Genomic DNA, 21,750 nt, shown 5'->3' with positions numbered 1-21,750 from the left:
GACCGCTGTGACGCTCCGTCGAACGAGGCCAGTCGACCTCAATAAGCCGTTGCCCGAGTCAGTTTTAAGCCAACTTTGCTTTCCCGCAAGGGTTACCGAGAGTCTCACGGACACCAGGAATCCCAGCAGGACAATGCTGGACATCCCCTCACGAGTGCGTGTACATGTGGAGACACTGCTAGCGGCGCAGAACGACATGGGGGTTTGCGATGCTATTGAGCAATACGCACCGGTCGGAAAGCCGGACGCCATGAACGCCCCTCACCTTCCGAAAGTGGCTGGAATCGATTCAACGGTTCCTTCGCCCGCACACACTGTCGCGCCGACGCCTGCAGCCACGGGTGCCTCTTCGGCCACCTCTTCCACCGGCGCCGGAGCCGTTCTCCAAGATCGCCTCGCCGGCTGGGTCTCGGATCTCACCACGCTCCACGAACTCACCGAGCGCCTGGCGCGCACCGCGACACTGAGCGACGCACTGCAGGAACTCCTGCGCGCCGGAGCCGCCCTCGTCGGCGCCCGGCGCGGCCTCGTCGTCCTGGAACCGGGCGACGGACTCGGCCCCGACACCACGATCGGCCTGGGCCTCGCCCGAGCGGATCTCGGCCATATCGAGACCGTGCCGCGCAGCTCCATGTCGTACGGGAAGATCCTGGACGGACTGCCGGGCGGCGAGGGCGAGATCGCACAGCCGGATCTCTTCTCCGAGGACGGGCTCGACCCCCGCCACCGCGAGGTGGCCGCCCGGCTCGGCTACGCCGCTAGCTACGCACTGCCCCTGGCCACCGAGGAGGCCGGCCGCCTGGGTGCCGCCGTATGGCTCTACGACGAGCCCGCCGAACCGGTAGAGCGCCATCGCCATCTCATCGGCCTCTACGCCCGGTACGCGACCGAGCACCTGGCACGGCTGGTGGAACTGGAGCGCACGCGCGCGTGCATGACGACGATCTCCGAGGAGCTGCTCCCCCCACGGCTGCCCCGGGTCTCCGGCGTCCAGCTCGCCGCCCGGCACCGCACCGGCCCGCGCGGCGGCGGCGACTGGTACGACGCGCTGCCGCTGCCCGACGCCGCGCTCGGTCTCGCGGTCGGCTCCGTCACCGGGTCCGGGCCCAGCGCGGTGGCCGCCATGGGCCGTCTGAGGGCGTCCCTGAGGGCGTACGCCGTCATGGAGGGCGAGGACCCCGTCGCCGTCCTGTCCGACCTCGAACTGCTGCTGCGGCTGACCGAACCCGCCCGCTCCGCGACCGCCCTCTTCGCCTACTGCGAACCCGCGCTGCGCAAGCTCACCCTCGCCGGTGCCGGACACAGCCCGCCCCTGGTGATCGGCGCGCGGCGCACCGAGTTCGTGGAGACCTCCCTCTCGGCCCCCCTGGGGATGCTCGCCTGCTGGGAGGCACCGAGCATCGAACTAACCGCCGAACCGGGCGAGACCGTACTGCTGTACACCGATGGCCTGCTGCACCGCACCGGCGACCCCATGGACCGCGCCTTCGCCCGGCTGCACGCGGCCGCTGCAAGCGTCCCGAGGGCGCTGCGCGACAATCCCGGCGCGATCGCCGATCACGTTCTGCGGAGCGTGCTGCCGGACGGGCTGGACGAGGCGGACAGCGAGGAGGACGTCGTCCTCCTGGCAGCGCGCTTCGAGTGAACCGCCACTAGCCGTCCGTAACAGGTCTTCCGGCCCTGGGCCCCCTTCAGTACGACCGTACGATGGTGGAGGTCCAGAGTCGTATCTAGGAGGCAGACCGTGTCGGAGGCGCTCAACCCGGAGACCCCGGAAGCCGTACTCGACGACACCGCTGACGAAGCGGGCGAAGAGGAACCGATCAAGCAGCGCAAGAACGGCCTGTACCCGGGCGTGTCCGACGAGCTGGCCGAGAACATGAAGTCCGGCTGGGCCGACACGGAGCTCCACGGCCTCGCCCCGATCGCACAGGCCGAGTACACCGCCACCCGCCGTGCCGCGCTCTCCGCCCGCTTCCCGGGCGAGCGCCTGGTGATCCCCGCGGGCAACCTGAAGACCCGCTCGAACGACACGGAGTACCCCTTCCGCGCCTCGGTCGAGTACGCGTACCTCACCGGCAACCTGACCGAGGACGGCGTCCTGGTCCTGGAGCCGACCGACGGCCCGAACGGGAATGGCAGCCACAAGGCGACGATCTACCTGCTGCCGCGCTCCGACCGCGAGAACGGCGAGTTCTGGCTGTCCGGGCAGGGCGAGCTGTGGGTCGGCCGCCGCCACTCCCTCGCCGAGGCCGAGCAGCTGTACGGCATCCCGGCCTCGGACGTGCGCGAACTGGCCGGCAAGCTCAAGGAAGCCACCGGTCCGGTGCGGGTCGTGCGCGGCTACGACGCCGGCATCGAGGCGGCGCTCACCGACAAGGTCACCGCCGAGCGCGACGAGGAGCTGCGGGTCTTCCTCTCCGAGGCGCGACTGGTCAAGGACGACTTCGAGGCCGGCGAGCTGCAGAAGGCCGTCGACTCGACCGTGCGCGGCTTCGAGGACGTCGTACGCGTCCTGGACAAGGCCGAGGCGACCAGCGAGCGCTACATCGAGGGCACCTTCTTCCTCCGCGCGCGGGTCGAGGGCAACGACATCGGCTACGGCTCCATCTGCGCCGCGGGTCCGCACGCGTGCACCCTGCACTGGGTCCGCAACGACGGCCCGGTCCGCTCCGGCGACCTGCTCCTGCTGGACGCGGGCGTGGAGACCCACACGTTGTACACCGCCGACGTCACGCGCACGCTGCCGATCAACGGCACGTACACCGAGATCCAGAAGAAGATCTACGACGCCGTGTACGAGGCCCAGGAGGCCGGTATCGCGGCCGTGCAGCCGGGCGCCAAGTACCGCGACTTCCACGACGCCGCGCAGCGCGTGCTCGCCGAGAAGCTCGTCGAGTGGGGTCTGGTCGAGGGCCCGGTCGAGCGTGTCCTGGAGCTGGGGCTGCAGCGCCGCTGGACCCTGCACGGCACCGGCCACATGCTCGGCATGGACGTCCACGACTGCGCGGCCGCGCGCACCGAGACGTACGTCGAGGGCACGCTGGAGCCGGGCATGTGCCTGACCGTCGAGCCGGGCCTGTACTTCCAGGCGGACGACCTGACGGTGCCGGAGGAGTACCGCGGCATCGGCGTCCGCATCGAGGACGACATCCTGGTCACCGAGGACGGCAACCGGAACCTGTCGGCCGGGCTGCCGCGCCGCTCGGACGAGGTCGAGGCCTGGATGGCATCCCTGAAGGGCTGAGATAGTGCCCCGCGAGGGCTGAAACGAGACTGATGGCCGGGTGCCCTCCTGGGTACCCGGCCATCAGTGTGCCCAGGGGGCTTCCGGTGGCCCCCCGGGTTTTTGGTGTGCCTAGGGGGGCGGCTTTTCGTGGACGACTTCTGGTCCGGCGTCGGAGTGGACCTGCATCTGGAACCGGACGCCACGGCGGGGCGCAGAGCCGGGCTCGAGCGCGCTCTGCGGGACGCCGTGCGGGACGGGCGGCTCGCCCCGGGCACCCGGCTGCCCGCGACCCGGCGGCTCGCGGCCGAACTGGGCGTCTCCCGGGGCACCGCGAAGGCGGCGTACGACCAGCTGGTCGCCGAGGGCTATCTGACGGCGCGGCAGGGATCGGGCACCGAGGTGGCGTCGCTGCCGACCGCTTCTTTGGAGGCCCTGGGCTCAGCGGCACGCGCGCGTGCACCCCGTTTCGATCTGCGCCCCGGCAGCCCGGACGTCGGTACGTTCCCGGCGGCCGCCTGGCTGCGGGCCCTGCGCCGCGCGATCGCGACGGCACCCTCCTTGGCGTACGACTACGGGGATCCGCGCGGCCGGATCGAACTGCGGACGGCCCTGTCGGGTTACCTGGGGCGGGCGCGTGGGGTGATCGCGCCGCCGGAGCGGATCGTCATCACGTCGGGATATGTGCAGGGGCTCGCGCTCCTCACGCGGGTGCTGGACGGCGGGACGGTCGCCATGGAGGACCCGGGTCTGCCGTTCCACCGGGATGTGGTGCGCAAGAGCGGCGGAACCGTGGTGCCGCTGCCGGTCGACGAACGCGGCGCCTGTGCGGGCAAGTTGGATTCCCTCGGGGCGAACGCGGCGGTCGTCACGCCGGCGCACCAGTACCCGACCGGCGTGACCCTGCACCCCGAGCGGCGCCGGGCGCTCACCGACTGGGCACGCGCGCGTGACGGGCTGATCGTCGAGGACGACTACGACGGGGAGTTCCGCTACGACCGGCAGCCGGTCGGCGCCCTCCAGGGGATGGCCCCGGGCCATGTCGTGTACCTGGGCACGGCCTCCAAGACGCTCGGGCCCGCACTGCGCCTCGGCTGGATGGTGCTGCCGCCGCAACTGGTCGACGCGGTGGCCGACATCAAACTGCACAGCGACCATCACACCGAGTCCATAGGCCAGTTGGCGCTCGCCGAGATGATCGGCAGCCACGCCTACGACCGCCACGTGCGCGCGTGCCGTCTGCGGTACCGGCGACGCAGGGACCAGCTCCTCGACCTGCTGGGGGCGCGCAGGAGCGTACGGGGGATCGCCGCGGGGCTGCACGCGTTGGTGGAGGTGGCGGACGAGGCGGAGGTACTGGCGCGGGCGGAGGAGGAGGGGCTCGCGGTCGGGCATCTCGGGGACCACTGGCACACGCCCGGCGAGGGGCGACCGCAGGGGCTGGTCGTGGGGTACGGGACGCCTCGGGAGCGGCTGTATCCCGCGGCGTTGGAGGTGCTGGGGCGAGTGCTGGACGAGTGTCGGGCCGGAGCGCCGGACCGGAGATGACAAACGTCACCGGTGATCGTGAATTGGGTCATGAAAAGGCGTGAGGAATGGGCCTGTTGAGCAGTCCACCGGGCCCGTAGCGTCGAAGACATGACGAACCGCGCCGCACGATCCGCAGACCTCGCGAAGGGGTCGCACGGCCTCGCGAAGGACCACGCGCCGCACGACTTCACGAAGGGCCTCGCATCGCACGGCCTCGCGAAGGACCACGCTCCGCACGGCCTCGCGAGGGCGAGCCGCCTTGTTCCGCCCGCCGGTCCGCAGCGCGTGCTGACCCTCGCCCAGTTGAGCAACTCCGTGGGGGACGGCGCCTATTACGTGACCTCCGCGCTGTACTTCACGCACGTCATAGGCCTGGCGCCCGAGCGCGTCGGGCTCGGGCTGACCGTGGCTTGGGCGATCGGCTCGCTGGTGGGCGTGCCGCTGGGCGGGCTCGCCGACCGGCGTGGGCCGCGCGGCACGGCGGTGCTGCTGGCCCTGGCGACCGCCGCCGCGGTGGCGTCCTTCCTGCTCGTCCGCGGTTTCGTCCCCTTCGTCCTCGCGGCGTGCGCGTACGCGTCCGCTCAGTCGGGGCTCGCGGCGGCCCGGCAGGCGCTGCTCGCGGGGCTGATACCGGCTGGGGAGCGGACCGGGCTGCTCGCCCATCTCCAGTCGACGCTCAACGCCGGTCTGGCGGTGGGCGCGGGCCTCGGCGGGCTCGCGCTGCACGCCGGGACGCGGGCCGCGTATCTCGGGGTGTTCGCGCTGGACGCGGTGAGCTTCCTGCTGTGCGCGGCGCTGCTGCTGCGGCTGCCGCCGGTGCCGCCGGTCGCCGTACGGCGCGGGCATGGACTCGGCGTCCTGCGCGACCGCCCGTACGTGCTGGTCACGTTCCTCAACACCGTGCTGCTGCTGCGGATGCCGATGCTCAGCCTCGGCATCCCGCTGTGGATCACCGAGCGCACGGAGGCGCCCGCCTGGCTGGTCTCCGCGCTGTTCGTGCTCAACACGGGTGCGGTGATGGTCTTCCAGGTACGGATGGCCCGCGGCGTCACGGGTCTCGTCACGGCCACGCGCGCGATACGCCGCTCCGGCCTCGTCATGCTGGCGTCCTGCGCGGTCTTCGCCCTGTCGTCCGGTGCCTCACCGTGGGTCGCGGCCGGGGTCCTCGTGGCGGGCGCGGTGCTCCAAGTCGCCGCCGAGATGCAGCAGTCCGCGGGCTCCTGGCAGCTGGCCTTCGACCTCGCCCCGGCCGACCGCATGGGCGAGTACCAGGGCTTCTTCGGCACCGGCGTTACGGTGGCCCGCACCATGGGCCCACTCGTCCTCACGGCCCTGCTCGTCGGCTGGGGGACACCGGGCTGGCTGCTCCTCGGGGGACTGATAGCGGGGGCGTCGTACGGGATGGGGCCGGCGGCGAGGTGGGCAGCCGCCGCCCGTGGCTGCGGGCGATCGCACCACTCGGGCGGAACCCGCCCAGCAGCAGCAATCCCGTCTTAGCTGCGGGCAGTCGTGCCGCAGGGGCGGCAACCCACCCGTCCCAGCTGCGAGCAGTCGTGCCGCAGGGGCGGCAACCCACCCGTCTTAGCTGCGGGCAATCGTGCCGCAGGGGCGGCAACCCACCCGTCCCAGCTGCGGGCAATCGTGCCGCTGGGGCGGCACGGGTGGGCGCAGCGGCACCCTGTCAGCGCCGGTAAGCACACCCACCCAGAGCCCAGCACCGGCGCCGGGTGCCCCTCTCAGGCAGCGCGCACCGAAGAGTTGGCCACCGGCAGCGAGTCCACGAACAGCGCCCCCGCCAGGAGCGCCCCGCTGCCCCGCGGGCTCCACGCGCGCGCGTGGAGGTCGTCGTCGAGGGCGGACAGAGCCTCGCCCCCCGCCTCCGTGAAGGTGCCGCCCGCTTCCAGCACCCCACGGGCGCCCGCCTGGACATGGCGGAGACCGAGGGGACCGGCGGTGTACAGCAACTCCGTGTCCTGGAGGGTGGACATGACGGTGAGGAGGGCGTCGAGCCGGGCGTACGGTTCGGGCGCGCCGGCCGAGCGGGCGGCGGCGAGCGCGCCCAACGCCCGCCGTACATGCGGGAATCCGGCGCGCGCCTCACCCCGCGCCCCGGCGGCACCGTACTGCGCCGAGACGGACGACCCCCGGGAGGGCCGCCGCGGCGCCCGCCGGTCGGCGTGCGCCGCGATCCGCTTGGCGGTCGCGGCGACGTCGTTCCCCCTGGCTCGGGGGTTCAGGGCCGCGGCCGCGACCAGGAGCCCGAGGGCCCACAGGGCGCCGCGGTGGCCGCCGCCCGCCAGGGCCACCGAGTGCTCGGTGGACCGCCCGATCGCCCCCAGCTCCGCACGGAGTTCAGGCGTGGGGTGACCGGTGCGGCGGGCGGCGGCCGCCATGGCCGCGAGGCCGGGCGCCAGCACCTTGGCCGACCAGCGCAGGGAACAGTGGTCCTGGCGGGTGGTCCGGGCGCCGAGATCGCGCGGGTCGGGCAGTCCGGGCTTGGGGGCCAGCTCCAGCTGCCACGTCAGCGCGGCCACGGCGGCCTGCGCCAGCGTCTCGTCCTCGCGGCTGCTCATCGGCGTACCTTACGAGGACGCCGAGGCGGACGGGGAGGCGCTGTCGCTCGGGGCGTCGCTCGGCGGCGTACCCGTCGGAGCGTCGCTCGGCGCGCCGCTCGGAGGCGTGCCGCCACCGCCGCTGCCAGCGCCGGTGTTCTCCGCGTCCGGGTCGATGCCGAGGGTGATGAACCCCTTGTAGCCCTTGGACGGGTCCTTCTTGTGGACCGCCTCGAGGGTCAGCAGGCCGCTGGAGGCACCGCCGCCGTCGTAGACCATGTCGTCGTCGAGCTTGGTGTAGCTGCCGGTGTGCTGGGAGTAGGGCTCCAGCGCGAAGATCTCCTCGGCGATGTCGTCGTCGAAGAAGAACTGGCCGGTGTAGTTGACCGTGCCGCCCTCGTAGGTGCCGTCCTCCTTCTCGCCGCCGGTGTGGACCTTGACGTGGATGTGGCAGGTGCGCGGCGTGTACCAGCCGGGGAAGATCGTCTCGAACTTGACGACCCCGTTGGCGTTGGCGACCTGGTAGCCGCGCAGGTAGGTCCGGTCGTTGGCGGTGGAGCCGTCCTCGCTCTCGGCGGGCGCCAAGCCGCCCGGATTGGCGGTGGTGTAGCCGGAGTAGTAGCCCCAGGCGTCGCAGTGCCAGATCTCCACGGCGGCGCCGGAGACCGGGTTGCAGGATTCGGTGGTGTCCTGAACGGTGATGCGCAGCGTCAGTGGAACGCCGCTCTTGCCCTCGGTGATGTCCTTCCGCACCAGGGCGCCGTCCAGGTAGTACGGCCCCTCGGTGACGCTGGACATCAGCACGCAGGTGCCGCTGCCGGCGCTCGCCGACGCGGCCGCCTCTGTCTCGGTGGTCGTGGTCTCGTCGGCGAACGCCGCCTGGTACCCGGCGACCGCGAGGCCTCCGGCGGCGACCGTGCCTCCGGTCACCGCGATCGCGCGGCGCCGGGTGATCGACTTGTCTTTGTGGCTTCCCGTCATGCTGGGAAAAGTAGGAACGTCAGCCCTCAAGGACATGGGCGTGCACTGTGATTGCCCTGTGGACTCTGAGAAAGCTGAAGCAGGCGCGCGACCGTCCCACGGTCTGTTCTAGAACGCCAAGCCGTGGGACAGCAGCGGCAGATGACGTTCGTACAGCTCCGCCAGGTCTTCCGTGCCGCCGCCCTCGACCCAGTGCCGTACGAGGGTCGTGAAGACGGCGATGATGGCCGCGGCCGCGCACTTCACCTCGAGGTCCGAGGCGTCCCGGCCGCTGCGTTCCGCGATGATCGCGGCGATCTCCTTCTCGCTGCGCTCCTGTTCGCCGACCGAGCGGGCCCGGATCGCGGGGTCGGTGAAGGTGATCCGGGTGCGCAGCAGCAGCTCCTCGCGGTCCTGCTCCAGCATCTGGCCCAGGGGGCCCTTCAGTGCCTGCAGGATCGCGTCGACGATCGGTTCGTCGGCCGGGCGGGCGCGCAGTGCCTCGGTGAGCGCGGGGTCGTACTCGTCCTGGATGACCACGTCCTCCTTGGTGGGGAAGTACCGGAAGAACGTGCTCGGGGAGATCTCGGCCGCCTCCGCGATCTGGTCGACCGTCGTCGCCTCGTACCCGTGTTCGGCGAACAGGCGGTACGCCTCGCGCCGGACGCGGTCGCGGGTCTTCTGCTTCTTGCGCTCCCGCAGACCGAGGGGCGCGGCCGAGTTCTCCTGCGCGGTCATACGACGGTCTCCTCCGTAGTCATGCCATCGATTCTGCGTGCTCGGGCGCGGCCCCGGCCACCTTCCGGGAGGTCGTGGACCGGCTCGGCAGATAGATCGCGGCGAGTACGGCGGCCAGCAGGGAGATGATCCCGCAGGCCGTCAGGACCAGGTTCATGCCGTGGACGAAGGCCTCGTGGGCACTGGCGGCGAGACCCGTGTCGTGCAGCTGACCGGCGACCGCGTCCGCGCCGGACACGGAGTCGCGGGCCGCGTCGGCCGCCTGCGCCGGGAGGCCGTCGGTGGCCAGCCGGGCCAGGTAGCCGTAGCCGAGGAGGCTGCCGAGGCCGGCCACGCCGAGGACGCCGCCGAGCTGCTGGACGGTCTCCAGGAGGCTGGTCCCCTGCCCCGTGTTGCCGTCCGGCAGCGAGCCCATCACGAGGCTGGTCGCGGGCACGACGGCGAGGCCGAAGCCGAGTCCGGTGAGCGCGAGCCACAGCGCGGTGAAGCCGTAACCGCTGGAGAGGTCCGTGGTCGCCCCGAGGAAGTCCCCGGCGGCGAGGAGGGCCATGCCGAGCGGGACGACGGTGCGGGCGCCGAGCCGGGGCACCAGGGCTTCACTCGCCGTGGCGGCGGCCATCAGCCCGCCGATCAGGGGCAGTACGCGGATTCCGGTGCCGAAGGAGTCGTGGCCGAGCACGGCCTGCAGATACTGCGGGACGACGAACAGGATGCCCATCACGGCGAAGTTGACGAAGACCGCGATCAGCGTGCCCCACAGGAAGCGGCGGTCGGCGAACAGCTTCAGGTCGACGAGCGGGTGCGGGTGACGGCGCTCGCGCAGCACGAACCCGGTCAGCAGGGCGGCCGCGGCGACCAGGGTGGCGAGGACGGTCGGGTCGGTCCAGCCGTCGCGCGGGATCAGGATCGTGCCGTAGACGAGTGCGGTGATGCCGAGGGCGCTCAGAACGGCGCCGAGGGCGTCGAAGGGGGCGGCGGCCTCGCGCTTCCCGTCGGCGGTCATGCTCTTCTTGTCGCTCGGCAGCAGCCACAGGCCGGCGGCCAGGGCGAGGACGGTGACCGGCACGTTGAACAGGAAGACCGAGCCCCACCAGAAGTGGTCGAGCAGCCAGCCGCCGACGAGCGGGCCGACCGGCATGCCGAGGGCGGTGGCGGCGGTCCAGGCGGCGATGGCCTTCGGCAGCTCCTCCTTGGCGAAGACGCGCGGCAGGATCGCCATCGACAGCGGCATGATCGTGGCGGCGCCGAGGCCGAGGACGGCCCGGGCCGCGATGACCGCCGCGGGCGACCCGGCGAACGCGCCGCCCAGCGAGGCGAGGCCGAACAGCGTGATCCCGGAGAGCAGCAGCCGTTTGTGGGCGTACCGGTCGCCCAGCAGGCCGACGGGAAGCATCGCCACCGACAGGGCCAGCAGATAGCCGCCGCCGATCCACTGCAACTGCGCGCTGTCGGCGTGCAGATCACCGGCGAGGGTCGGCAGGGCCACGTTGATGATCGTGCCGTCGAGCCCGACGATCAGCACGCTCAGCGTGAGGGCGGCTAGCGCCAGCCAACGACGGGGCGACACGGGAGGGGACGAGGACGGCGAGGACGGCGTGGACGGGTTGGACGGGTTGGACACGGACATGCGGACCTCCAAGAGGGAGCAACCTGATGAGAGGCTACTCCCAAATGAGAGTCCGCTGTCAATATAAGGTTGTCTTCCAGATTGAGCGGCTGTACCGACGAGGGTCCCACCGCCGCTCAGAGCGCTAAGCCGGCAACAAAGAAGGGTCCTTCTTCCACTTGAGGATCTTGTCGAAGCTGACCACCGCGCCGCCCCGGCCCGGCTCGTTGCCGATGTGCACGTGGTCGGCGAGCTCCTGGATCAGACACAGGCCCCGGCCGTGCTCGGCATCGGCGCGCGCCGGACGGAGCGGGGAGCGGGCACGGCCGGACGGGAAACCGGGGCCGGAATCGGTGACTTCGATGCGGCACTTCTCGCCGTCGAGGTAGGCGGTCACCCGGTAGGCCTCGGACGAGGCGCCGTCCACCGCGCCCCCGCCGTGTTCGACGGCGTTCGCACAGGCCTCGCTGAGGGCGACGGAGAGGTCGTAGGAAACGTCCGGGTCGACGCCCGCGCTCTCCATCGTGCCGAGCAGCAGGCGTCTGGCGAGCGGAACGCTCGCAGCTTCGCGCCGCAGATGGAGTGACCACCAGATGCTCATGCTCCAGCCTCCCGGCCGCGGCTCGACATACCGTTACGTATTGCCGCAAGCATCCGTGCGCAATCGCCCACTTGACGTGATACCCCCCATACGGCGGATGCGCGCGCGACAGCCATCGGTGTATGTGCGGGCACCTTGCCCCAGATGGGGATCTTGTGGGTCGTACGGCACCTTGCGGACCTGCCGTAGGGAGCGGGTAAGGCCAGTGCGATGATGAGCGCGCCATGACTGCCCCCCACCCGCGCGCGGCGCGCACCGGACGCGACCTCCGGACGGTGTGCTCCGGACGCGACCTCCGGACGGTGTCCTCCGGACGCGTCCTCCGGATCGTGCGCTCCGGATGCGAACTTCGGATCCTGCGGGCCGCGGTGTTCGCCGCGGTCTGCGTCGTGCTGGCCGCAGCCGGGCATGGGCTCGCCTCCTGCGCCACGATCCCCCTGTGGACGATGGGCGCCGGCTTCCTGGCGGTCTTCGCCGTCGCCGCCGCACTGGCGGGACGCGAGCGTTCGCTGCCGGGCATCACGGCGGTTCTCGCGGTCGGCCAGACCGTGCTGCACACGCTCTTCGCGCTCGGCCAGCACGGCAGTACGACGTCCATGGGGTCCATGGCGTCCATGGCTTCGGGCATGTCGATGTCCGACGCCTCGCTCGTCGAGCGGGCCGCACGCCTCGTGTGCGGCACGACCGCGGCGGCGATCAGCCCCGCACAGGCCCAGCGGATCCTGGCCGAGGCACACCTCGACACGGGCATGACGCAGTCCATGCATCACCCCGCGGACGCCCTGTCGTCCACCGCGGGCGCCTCGATGTCGGCACTGCCCTCCCTGACCATGCTGCTCGGCCACTTCCTCGCGGCCGTCGCCGCCGGATGGGTACTGCGCCGCGGGGACATGGCGCTGCTGCGTCTCATGCAACTCTCCGCGCACGGGGTGGCGGAAGGGGCGCTCGTACGGTCCCTGCGCGCCGCGTTCGCACTCGTACGCGCCCTGCGCACGGGCCTGCCGGATGCGCCCGACATGGCGCGCACCCCGCGCACCGCACTCCTCGCGCCCCCGAAGCCGCGTACGACCGCACTTCAGCACACCGTCATCCGGCGCGGACCGCCCTCCTCCACCGCACTCGTCCTCGCTGCCTGACACGACGCGCCACTCCACGAAGGGGCTGCCGTCGTGCGGCACGCGCGCGTGCCGTTGTCGCACGCGCATCCCCTGTCAACAGACATCCCTGTCAACGGATGAAAGTGGAGTGTGCCCTTCCATGAAGGCTTCCCGTATCGCCGCCGCCGGCGCCGTCGCCGCCTCGACCGTCCTCGTCCTGTCCGCCCCCGCCTTCGCGCATGTCAGCGTTCAGCCGGAGGGCACGGCAGCCAAGGGCGGCTACGCGGTCGTCGACTTCAAGGTCCCGAACGAGCGCGACAACGCCTCGACCACCAAGCTCGAGGTCACCTTCCCGACGGACCACCCGCTTGCCTCAGTGATGCCGCAGCCCATCGACGGCTGGAAGGTCGAGGTCACCAAGTCCAAGCTGGACAAGCCGCTGGAGATGCACGGCGAGAAGATCTCCGAGGCCGTCACCAAGGTCACCTGGACCGCCGACGGCAAGGGCATCGAGCCCGGCTACTTCCAGAAGTTCCCGCTCTCCGTCGGCGCGCTGCCCGAGGACACCGACGAACTCGTCTTCAAGGCGATCCAGACGTACTCCAACAAGGAGGTCGTGCGCTGGATCGAGCCGCAGGAGGAAGGCGCCGAGGAGCCCGAGAACCCGGCTCCGGTGCTGGCGCTGTCCGCCGCCTCCGAGGACGAGCACTCCCACGGCGCGTCGACCGCCGAGGACACCGCCGACGACTCCAAGGAAGCCGCCGCGGACACCACCGAGGCCGCGTCCTCCTCCGACAGCAGTGACACCACCGCGCGCGTGCTCGGCGTCGTGGGCATCGTCGTCGGCGTGGCGGGCGTGGCGTTCGGCGTCGTGGCCAGTCGTCGGCGTACGAACGCCTGAGGCCCTACCCCTTTCGGTGCGCACCAGGAAGTCGTACGACCTCGCCGTCCGGGCGTCGTACGACCCCGGTGCGCACCGGAGTTCTCACATCTGGGACATTTTTCTATGCGCAAGAAGACGTATGCCGCGGCCGCCCTGTTCGCCGCCGCCGCTCTGACCCTCTCCGCGTGCGGCAGCGGCGACGACAGCAACAAGCCGATCGCCGACGTGTCCGCCGAGGCCGACTCGGGCAAGGCCGCGACGATCCTCGACAAGCCGTTCGAGAAGCCGGACCTCGTGCTCACCGACACGAACGGCAAGAAGTACGACCTGCGCGCGCAGACCAAGGGCCGGCCGACGCTGATCTACTTCGGCTACACCCACTGCCCCGACGTCTGCCCGCTGACGATGAACAACCTCGCCGTGGCCAAGAAGCAGCTGCCCAAGGCCGAGCAGGACAAGCTCCGCGTCGTGTTCGTCACCACCGACCCGGGCCGTGACACGCCCTCCGCGCTCGGCAAGTGGCTCAAGGGCATCGACTCCGACTTCGTCGGCCTGACCGGCGACTTCGCCACGATCCAGGCCGGCGCCCGCACCCTGGGCATCTCCATCGAGCCGACGTCGAAGGACAAGCACGGCAAGCTCGTCTCCGTGCACGGCACCCAGGTCATCGCGTTCTCGCCGAAGACCGACGGGGGCTATGTGCTCTACGGCGAGGAAGCCACCGTCGACGACTACACCAAGGACCTTCCCAAGATCATCAAGGGGGAGAACCCGTGAGGCGTCCCGGCCGTCCCGCACGGTCTCTCGCCGGCTGCGCGGTGTTCATGGCCGCGGCGGTGACGCTGGCGGGCTGCGGCTCGGACGACAAGGGCTCCTCCTCGGCCAAGCCCGAACTGAAGGTCACCGGCGCCTACATGCCCGCCCCGAGCATGGACACCATGGCGGCCGGCTTCTTCACCGTCACCAACTCCGGCGGCGCCGACACACTGACCTCGGTCACCAGCGACCTCTCGGACGCCGTCACGCTGCACTCCACCAAGGACGGCGCGATGGAGGAGGAGAAGTCCTTCGCCGTGCCCGCGGACGGCACGCTCGACTTCATCAGCGGCGGCAATCACCTCATGTTCGAAAAGCTCACCCACAAGCCCCAGCAGGGCGAGAAGGTGTCCGTGGAGCTGCACTTCGCCAAGTCCGGCACCGTGAAGATCTCCATGCCGGTGAAGTCCGCGACGTACACCCCGAAGACCGGGCACTGAGGGAGGGATCACCTTGACGCAGACCACCGCCTCCCGCTTCCCGAGCTTCTGGAGCGTCTGGAGCCCGAGAGGCTTTCGGACCCTCTTGCTGCTGTTCCTCGCCGTCTCCGGCGCGCTCCTGGCCGGCGCGGCGCCCGCCTCCGCGCACGCCGCGGTGACCGGGAGCGACCCGAAGCAGGGGTCGGTGGTCGACAAGGCACCCGCCCAGGTATCGCTCACCTTCTCCGAGAAGGTCGCGATGAACGACGGCTCGCTGCGTGTGCTCGACCCCAAGGGCAAGCGGGTCGACACCGGCGGGGCGACCAACCTGAGCGGCACCACGTACGGGGTGAAGCTGCACTCGGGGCTCCCCGACGGCACGTTCACCGTCACCTACCAGGTGGTGTCGGCGGACAGCCACCCCGTCTCGGGCGCCTTCACCTTCTCCATCGGCGCGCCCTCGCAGACCTCCGTCGCACTGTCCGACCAGGAGGTGGGCGGCGGAGTCGTCGGCGCCCTCTACGGGACCGCGCGTTACGTCTCGTACGCGGGGTTCATCCTCCTCGTCGGCGGCGCGGCCTTCGTGCTGGCCTGCTGGCAGCGGGGAGCCGGGGTCCGGCCGGTGCAGCGGCTCGTGGTCGCCGGATGGCTCGCGCTGACCGGGGCCACGCTCGCGCTGCTGCTCCTGCGCGGTTCGTACGTCGGTTCCGGCAAGGTCGGCGACATCTTCGACCTGACGCTGCTCGGGCAGGTGCTGCAGACCAAGGCTGGCGCGGCGCTGGTCTCGCGGCTGCTGCTGCTCGCCGCGGCTGCGCTGTTCATCGCGGTGCTCTTCGGGGCGTATGTGAAGCGGGACGAGGCCGAGGCGTCCGACGGATCTGACGGGTCTGACCGGTCTGACGGGTCTGATGGGTCCGGCGGGTCCAAGGGGGTTGGCGGGACCAGCGGGGCCAGCAGGGCCGATGACGCTGCGGCCAAGGCCGCCGCCGACGCCGCCGCTGCCGAGAAGAAGGACCTCACCTTCGGGCTCGCGATCGGCGGCGCCGTCGTCGCGGCGGGCCTGGCCGCGACCTGGGCGATGGCCGAACATGCCTCGACCGGCATCCAGCCGGGCGTCGCGATGCCGGTCGACGTGCTGCACCTGCTGGCCGTCGCCACCTGGCTGGGCGGGCTCTCGACGCTGCTGGTCGCCCTGTTCCGGGCGCCGGTGGACGCGCAGATCGAGGCGGCGGCCGTACGCCGTTTCTCGCGTTTCGCGTTCGGCAGCGTCCTCACGCTGGTCGCGACCGGGGTCTACCAGTCGTGGCGCCAGGTCGGCTCCTGGTCGGCGCTCGCCGACACGACGTACGGGCAGCTGCTGCTCGTCAAGATCGGCCTGGTGGCGGTCCTCGTCGGCATCGCGTGGATCTCGCGCCGCTGGACCGCGCAGATGCCGGAGGCGACCGCTCCGGAGGTCGCCGCGGCGGCCGTGGTCGCGCAGCGCGAGAAGGCGCGGACGACGGTTCCCGGGGACTCCCGGCGCGCGGCCCAGCTCGCCCGGCAGCGGGCTGCCGTCGCCACCGCGCGCGAGAAGCGGCTCCGCGACGCCGACCCGCACCGCGCGGGCCTGCGCCGCTCGGTGCTCGCCGAGGCGGGTGTCGCCATCGTCCTGCTGGCGGTCACGACCGCGCTGACGACCACCGAACCGGGACGCACGGAGGAAGCGGCCCAGCAGGCCACCGCGTCCGCCTCGCAGCGGTCCGGACCGCTGTCCCTCAAGCTCCCGTTCGACACCGGCGGCGAGGACGGCAAGGGCACGGTGGAGGTCACCCTCGACCCGGCCCGCGTCGGCGGCAACGAGATGCATGTCTTCGTGGAGCGGCCGAACGGCAAGGCCTTCGACGTGCCCGAGGTGAAGGTCGCCTTCACGCTCGCCGCGAAGGACATCGGCCCGCTGCCCGTGACCCCCGACCGCATCGCCACCGGACACTGGTCGGCGAGCGGCGTGCAGATCCCCATGGCGGGCGACTGGAAGATCGCGGTGACCGTGCGCACCTCCGACATCGACCAGACGACCGTGAACAAGAACGCGCAGATCGGCTGAACCTCACCATGGCTGACCAGTCCACTTCGGAGCCCTCCTCCTCGGGTGCCTCGCCTCAGGGGGTTCCTTCTCAGGAGGTCGCCTCTCAGGAGGTCCCTTCTCAGGGGGTCGCGCATCAGGGGGGCACTCCTCAAGGGGGCGCTCCTCAAGGGGGCACTTCTCAAGGAAGCGCTGCGAAAAAGGCCTCTCCTAAGGGGGACGCTTCGGAAACTGCCCCTCCCGGGGAGGCCGTTTCCGAAAACGCCTCCCCCAAGGGGGCCATTTCGCGCCGTCGGCTGCTCGGCACCGCCGGTGCCACCGGTCTCGCCCTGGGCGCGGCCGGAGGTGCCGCGGGATACGCGGCGGCCCCCTCCGCCGAGAAGGCCACACCACTGACCTCGCTGGGCGCGGACACGGTGATGTTTCACGGGAAACATCAGCCCGGCATCACCGACGCCCTCCAGGCCCGCGGCCACGTCGTGGCCTTCGACCTGGCCGCCGGCGCGGGCCGCAAGGAGGCGGCCGCGCTGCTGCGCCGCTGGTCGACGACGGCCCAGCGGCTGATGGCGGGCGAGGCGGCCGGGCACGACGACACGGATGTCGCCCGCGACGCCGGTCCGTCGTCCCTGACGATCACCTTCGGTTTCGGGCACAGCTTCTTCGCGCGTACGGGCCTGGAGAAGCAGCGCCCGGTCGCCCTGGACCCGCTGCCCGACTTCTCCTCCGACCACCTCGACAAGGCGCGCAGCAATGGCGACCTGTGGGTGCAGATCGGCGCGAACGACGCCCTGGTCGCCTTCCACGCCCTGCGCGCGATCCAGAAGGACGCGGGCAGCGCGGCCCGCGTGCGCTGGCAGATGAACGGCTTCAACCGCTCGCCCGGCGCCACCGCGCAGCCGATGACGGCCCGCAACCTGATGGGCCAGATCGACGGCACCCGCAACCCCAAGCCGACCGAGTCCGACTTCGACCGGCGCATCTTCGTGCCGGCTTCCGGTGAACCGGCGTGGATGGCGAACGGCTCGTACGCCGTCGTACGCCGTATCCGCATGCTCCTCGACGACTGGGAGAAGCTCTCGGTCAAGGCCCAGGAGGATGTCATCGGGCGAAAGAAGTCCACCGGGGCACCGCTCGGCGGCGGCACCGAGACGACCGCGATGAACCTCGACAAGACGGACGCCGACGGCAACCTCGTGGTCCCCATCAACGCGCACGCCCGGATCACCCGGCCCGACCAGAACGGCGGCGCCGCGATGCTGCGCCGTCCGTTCTCCTTCCACGACGGCATCGACACGGACGGGGTGCCCGACGCGGGTCTGCTCTTCATCTGCTGGCAGGCCGACCCGCTGCGCGGCTTCATCCCCGTCCAGCGCAAGCTCGACCGCGGCGACGCGCTCTCCACGTTCATCCGGCACGAGTCGAGCGGACTGTTCGCGGTGCCGGGCGGGGCAGCGAAGGGGGAGTACGTGGGGCAGCGGCTGTTGGAGGGGTGAGCGTCACCCGTCGGGGCTGCGGTTGACGGTCGTCCGAGGGGCCCTCTTCGGGGCCCCGGTTTCCACAGGCGTGAGCTGGGTTGGACACGGCCCATTAGGGTGACGGTATGTCGGCGACGCGCTACACCTATCTCGGCCCCGAGGGAACGTTCACCGAGGCCGCTCTCCGTACGCTTCCGGAAGCCGCGACGCGAGAGCTGGTCCCCATGGTGTCCGTCCCGACCGCGCTCGACGCGGTGCGCGGCGGCGAGGCCGCGGGCGCGCTCGTCCCGATCGAGAACTCGGTCGAGGGCGGTGTCACCGCCACCCTCGACGAGCTCGCCAAGGGCGAGCCGCTGATGATCTACCGCGAGGTCGTACTGCCGATCGCCTTCGCCCTGCTGGTCAGGCCGGGCACGGCCCTGAAGGACATCAAGACGGTCACCGGACACCCGGTCGCCCAGCCCCAGGTACGCAACTGGCTGGGCACGCACCTGCCGGACGCCCTGTGGGAGTCGGCGGCGTCGAATGCGGACGGCGCGCGCCTCGTCCAGGAGGGCCGGTACGACGCCGCCTTCGCGGGCGAGTTCGCGGCGGCGACGTACGGCCTCGAACCGCTGGTGACCGAGATCCATGACGCGGCGAACGCCGAGACCCGCTTCGTGCTGGTCGGCCGCCCGGCCCGGCCCGCCGCCCCGACCGGCGCCGACAAGACGTCCGTGGTCATCTGGCTCGGCGACGACCACCCGGGCGCGCTGCTCGAACTCCTCCAGGAGTTCGCCGTACGCGGCGTCAACCTGATGCGTATCGAATCGCGGCCGACCGGCCAGGGCATCGGGAACTACTGCTTCTCCGTGGACGCCGAGGGCCACATCACCGACCGCCGCGTGGGCGAGGCGCTGATGGGCCTCAAGCGGATCTGCCCCCAGGTGCGCTTCCTCGGGTCCTATCCGCGGGCCGGGGTCGCCCTGCAGGACGTACGGCCGCTGCGGGCCGGTACGTCGGACAGCGAGTTCTCGGCCGCGTCGGACTGGCTGGCGCGCTGCCAGGACGGCCGGTTCTAAGCAGGCCCAGGGGCTCCCGGCCCAGCTGGTCTCTACCAGTCCTACCTGCTGATTTTCGTCATCCACAGGCGTTATCCACAGGTGTGCTTCTCGACCTGGGGACAAGTCGACAACGAAGCACTACATCGTCGACAAATCGGCCTACAGGCCCCAACTTCGTCCACAGCCCCGCACGTCACCCCTCGTCCACTCTTTTCCCTTGATCAATCCTTTGGAGCGAAGCATTTCCACTCGAACGTGGGTGTAGGGATGGTTTGAACCGGGAATTCTTCGTCCCGCATGCGGCTTTCGGAATGATCACTTCCGAAGTCCACAGATCTTCCACACAGCCTGTGGATAACTCTGCGGGGGCGTGGACTCCTGTGGACAACCCCTCCTCAAGTCGAGCTCTCCACAAGGAAATCCGGTCAACCGGCCAACCGCCGTCTGCCCCGTTTCAGGGAGTACGGGCGCTTTTATTGACACTCATTAGTGATCAAGAGATTCAGCCCGGCATTTCACTCATAACGTGACAGGCGTCACGGGCCGGAATATCGAGTCGTTGGCCGGAACCGCGCACCGGTAGCCTTGAGGGGTGATTGACCTTCGCCTGCTCCGTGAGGACCCCGACCGTGTTCGCGCCTCCCAGCGCGCCCGTGGAGAGGACGTCGCCCTAGTCGACGCCCTCCTCTCCGCCGACGAGCGGCGCAGGTCGTCCGGCGTCCGCTTCGACGAGCTGCGTTCCGAGCAGAAGGCGCTCGGCAAGCTGATCCCCAAGGCCTCGGGTGACGAGAAGGCCGACCTGCTGAAGAAGGCGAGCCAGCTGGCCGCCGACGTCAAGACGGCCGACGCCGAGCAGCACGAAGCGGACGAGGAGACCAAGCGGCTCCTCCTCCAGCTCGGCAACCTCATCCACCCGGACGTCCCGGTCGGCGGCGAGGAGGACTTCGTCGTCCTGGAGACGCACGGCACGATCCGCGACTTCGGTGCCGAGGGCTTCGAGCCCAAGGACCACCTGGAGCTCGGCGAGGCACTCGGCGCCATCGACGTCGAGCGCGGCGCCAAGGTGTCCGGCTCGCGCTTCTACTACCTGACGGGTGTCGGCGCGCTCCTGGAGCTCGCCCTCGTCAACGCGGCGATCGCGCAGGCCACCGAGGCCGGCTTCATCCCGATGCTGACCCCGGCGCTGGTCCGCCCGCGCGCCATGGAGGGCACCGGCTTCCTCGGCCAGGCCGCGGAGAACGTGTACCACCTGGAGAAGGACGACTACTACCTGGTCGGCACCTCCGAGGTCCCGCTCGCCGCGTACCACATGGACGAGATCCTCGACGCCGACCAGCTGCCGCTGCGCTACGCCGGCTTCTCGCCGTGCTTCCGCCGCGAGGCCGGTACGTACGGCAAGGACACCCGCGGCATCTTCCGGGTGCACCAGTTCGACAAGGTCGAGATGTTCTCGTACGTCGCCCCCGAGGACGCGGAGAGCGAGCACAAGCGGCTCCTGGAGTGGGAGAAGCAGTGGCTGACCGGCCTCGAGCTGCCCTTCCAGGTCATCGACGTGGCGTCGGGCGACCTCGGCGCCTCCGCGTCCCGCAAGTATGACTGCGAGGCGTGGATCCCGACCCAGGGCAAGTACCGCGAGCTGACCTCGGCCTCCAACTGCGACGGCTTCCAGGCCCGCCGCCTGGCCGTGCGCATGCGCGACGGCAAGAAGGTCCAGCCGCTCGCCACACTGAACGGCACGCTGTGCGCCGTACCGCGCACCATCGTCGCCATCCTGGAGAACCACCAGCTGGCCGACGGCTCCGTGCGGGTGCCGGAGGTGCTGCGTCCCTACCTGGGCGGTCGTGAGGTCCTGGAGCCGATCTCCAAGTGACCGGCGCCACGGAGCCGAGCGGTTCGACCGGGTCCTTCCCCTACAGACTCGTCGCGACCGATCTCGACGGAACGCTGCTGCGCTCCGACGAGACGGTCTCGGCGCGTACGCGTGAGGCGCTCGCCGCGGTGACCGCCGCGGGCGCCGCGCACATCGTCGTCACCGGACGCGCGGTGCCCTGGACCCGGCACATCCTCGACGACCTCGGCTACGAGGGCCTCGCCGTGTGCGGTCAGGGCGCGCAGGTGTACGACGCGGGGGAGCACCGGCTGCTCACCTCGGTGACGCTGGACCGGCAGCTGGCCGGTCTGGCGCTCGCCAAGATCGAGGCGGAGGTCGGTCTGCTGCTGCTGGCGGCGAGCCGCGACGGACTCGACGGCGAGGTGCTGGTGGGTCCGGGCTACCAGGTGCAGGACGGCCCGCTCCCGGTCGTCCCGATCCGGGACGCGGCGGACCTCTGGTCGGCCCCGCTGAACAAGGTGTACGTCCAGCACCCGACGCTCTCCGACGACGAGCTGGCCGCGGTGGCCACCGAGGTCGCGGGCGGACTCGTCGGCGTCACCATGGCCGGCGCCGGGATAGTGGAACTCCTCCCCCTCGGCCTCTCCAAGGCGACAGGGCTGTCGCTGGCGGCCCGCCGCCTCGGCGCGAAGGCCGCCGACACGATCGCCTTCGGCGACATGCCGAACGACATCCCGATGTTCGCCTGGTCGGCGCGCGGGGTGGCGATGTCCAACGCCCACGACGACCTCAAGGCGATCGCGGACGAGGTGACGTCCTCGAACGAGGAGGACGGCATCGCGGCGGTGCTGGAGCGGTTGCTGGCGCAGCCGTAGCCGGTGCCACAGTCGCCTGGTTCCCAGGCGAACGTC

18 protein-coding genes are annotated in these 21,750 nt (G+C 71.0%); 13 read left to right on the top strand and 5 right to left on the bottom strand.

Annotated features, from left to right (window positions below; genetic code table 11):
* Positions 1-133 precede the first annotated feature (133 nt).
* The 4 genes from ACFY0T_RS25450 (at position 134) to ACFY0T_RS25435 (ending at position 6,253) form a co-directional block, all read left to right on the top strand.
* Positions 134-1,645, top strand: a complete 1,512-nt coding sequence (locus ACFY0T_RS25450) for a PP2C family protein-serine/threonine phosphatase (RefSeq protein ID WP_388874765.1) — start codon at positions 134-136, stop codon at positions 1,643-1,645.
* A 99-nt stretch (positions 1,646-1,744) separates the two neighbouring features.
* Positions 1,745-3,247 (top strand): aminopeptidase P family protein, encoded by a 1,503-nt coding sequence (locus ACFY0T_RS25445; RefSeq protein WP_388874762.1) that lies wholly within the window; start codon positions 1,745-1,747, stop codon positions 3,245-3,247.
* Positions 3,248-3,376: 129 nt separating this feature from the next.
* Entirely contained in the window at positions 3,377-4,774 is a 1,398-nt protein-coding gene (locus tag ACFY0T_RS25440; RefSeq protein WP_388874759.1) for a PLP-dependent aminotransferase family protein, read from the top strand.
* A 90-nt stretch (positions 4,775-4,864) separates the two neighbouring features.
* Entirely contained in the window at positions 4,865-6,253 is a 1,389-nt protein-coding gene (locus tag ACFY0T_RS25435) for an MFS transporter (protein ID WP_388874757.1), read from the top strand.
* 239 nt (positions 6,254-6,492) lie between these two features.
* Here the strand turns inward: ACFY0T_RS25435 and ACFY0T_RS25430 are convergent, their stop codons facing one another.
* The 5 genes from ACFY0T_RS25430 to ACFY0T_RS25410 all read right to left on the bottom strand — a co-directional run bounded on the left by ACFY0T_RS25430 (position 6,493) and on the right by ACFY0T_RS25410 (position 11,213).
* Positions 6,493-7,329, bottom strand: a complete 837-nt coding sequence (locus ACFY0T_RS25430) for a triphosphoribosyl-dephospho-CoA synthase (protein ID WP_388874754.1) — start codon at positions 7,327-7,329, stop codon at positions 6,493-6,495.
* Positions 7,330-7,338: 9 nt separating this feature from the next.
* A complete protein-coding gene (locus ACFY0T_RS25425) occupies positions 7,339-8,289 on the bottom strand; it encodes an intradiol ring-cleavage dioxygenase (RefSeq protein ID WP_388874751.1) in 951 nt (316 codons plus the stop codon).
* Positions 8,290-8,397: 108 nt separating this feature from the next.
* Entirely contained in the window at positions 8,398-9,006 is a 609-nt protein-coding gene (locus tag ACFY0T_RS25420; RefSeq protein ID WP_388874748.1) for a TetR family transcriptional regulator, read from the bottom strand.
* Between the two features lie 19 nt (positions 9,007-9,025).
* The gene (locus tag ACFY0T_RS25415) at positions 9,026-10,633 is read right to left on the bottom strand and encodes an MFS transporter (protein WP_388874746.1); all 1,608 of its coding nucleotides are present in this window, start codon (positions 10,631-10,633) and stop codon (positions 9,026-9,028) included.
* 124 nt (positions 10,634-10,757) lie between these two features.
* On the bottom strand, positions 10,758-11,213 hold the full coding sequence (locus ACFY0T_RS25410) for an ATP-binding protein (RefSeq protein WP_388874743.1): 456 nt from the start codon (positions 11,211-11,213) through the stop codon (positions 10,758-10,760).
* 224 nt (positions 11,214-11,437) lie between these two features.
* On the opposite strand from ACFY0T_RS25410, the gene ACFY0T_RS25405 reads away from it, so the two are divergent.
* The 9 genes from ACFY0T_RS25405 to ACFY0T_RS25365 all read left to right on the top strand — a co-directional run bounded on the left by ACFY0T_RS25405 (position 11,438) and on the right by ACFY0T_RS25365 (position 21,714).
* Entirely contained in the window at positions 11,438-12,349 is a 912-nt protein-coding gene (locus ACFY0T_RS25405) for a hypothetical protein (RefSeq protein WP_388874740.1), read from the top strand.
* A 121-nt stretch (positions 12,350-12,470) separates the two neighbouring features.
* Positions 12,471-13,211, top strand: coding sequence for a YcnI family protein (locus ACFY0T_RS25400; protein WP_388874738.1), 741 nt, complete (start codon positions 12,471-12,473; stop codon positions 13,209-13,211).
* Positions 13,212-13,316: 105 nt separating this feature from the next.
* On the top strand, positions 13,317-13,970 hold the full coding sequence (locus ACFY0T_RS25395) for an SCO family protein (protein WP_388874735.1): 654 nt from the start codon (positions 13,317-13,319) through the stop codon (positions 13,968-13,970).
* A gap of 47 nt (positions 13,971-14,017) precedes the next feature.
* Positions 14,018-14,449 (top strand): copper chaperone PCu(A)C, encoded by a 432-nt coding sequence (locus tag ACFY0T_RS25390; protein ID WP_388875154.1) that lies wholly within the window; start codon positions 14,018-14,020, stop codon positions 14,447-14,449.
* A gap of 13 nt (positions 14,450-14,462) precedes the next feature.
* Positions 14,463-16,511 carry a copper resistance CopC/CopD family protein gene (locus ACFY0T_RS25385; protein ID WP_388874732.1) on the top strand — a complete coding sequence of 683 codons (2,049 nt, stop codon included), beginning with the start codon at positions 14,463-14,465 and terminating at the stop codon, positions 16,509-16,511.
* Entirely contained in the window at positions 16,436-17,983 is a 1,548-nt protein-coding gene (efeB, locus tag ACFY0T_RS25380) for an iron uptake transporter deferrochelatase/peroxidase subunit (RefSeq protein WP_388875151.1), read from the top strand. The genes ACFY0T_RS25385 and efeB overlap by 76 nt, the downstream gene beginning before the upstream one ends.
* Positions 17,984-18,090: 107 nt before the next feature.
* Complete coding sequence (pheA, locus tag ACFY0T_RS25375; RefSeq protein WP_388874730.1) at positions 18,091-19,026, top strand: prephenate dehydratase; 936 nt, start codon at positions 18,091-18,093, stop codon at positions 19,024-19,026.
* A 574-nt stretch (positions 19,027-19,600) separates the two neighbouring features.
* Entirely contained in the window at positions 19,601-20,878 is a 1,278-nt protein-coding gene (serS, locus tag ACFY0T_RS25370; RefSeq protein WP_388874727.1) for a serine--tRNA ligase, read from the top strand.
* Entirely contained in the window at positions 20,875-21,714 is an 840-nt protein-coding gene (locus ACFY0T_RS25365; protein ID WP_388874724.1) for an HAD family hydrolase, read from the top strand. The genes serS and ACFY0T_RS25365 overlap by 4 nt, the downstream gene beginning before the upstream one ends.
* Positions 21,715-21,750 lie beyond the last annotated feature (36 nt).

Origin of the sequence: Streptomyces sp. NPDC001530, from assembly GCF_042894545.1 — a bacterium.
GTDB lineage: Bacteria > Actinomycetota > Actinomycetes > Streptomycetales > Streptomycetaceae > Streptomyces.
Note: the sequence above shows the minus strand (reverse complement) of the source record. Positions and strands in the feature narration are given on the sequence as shown.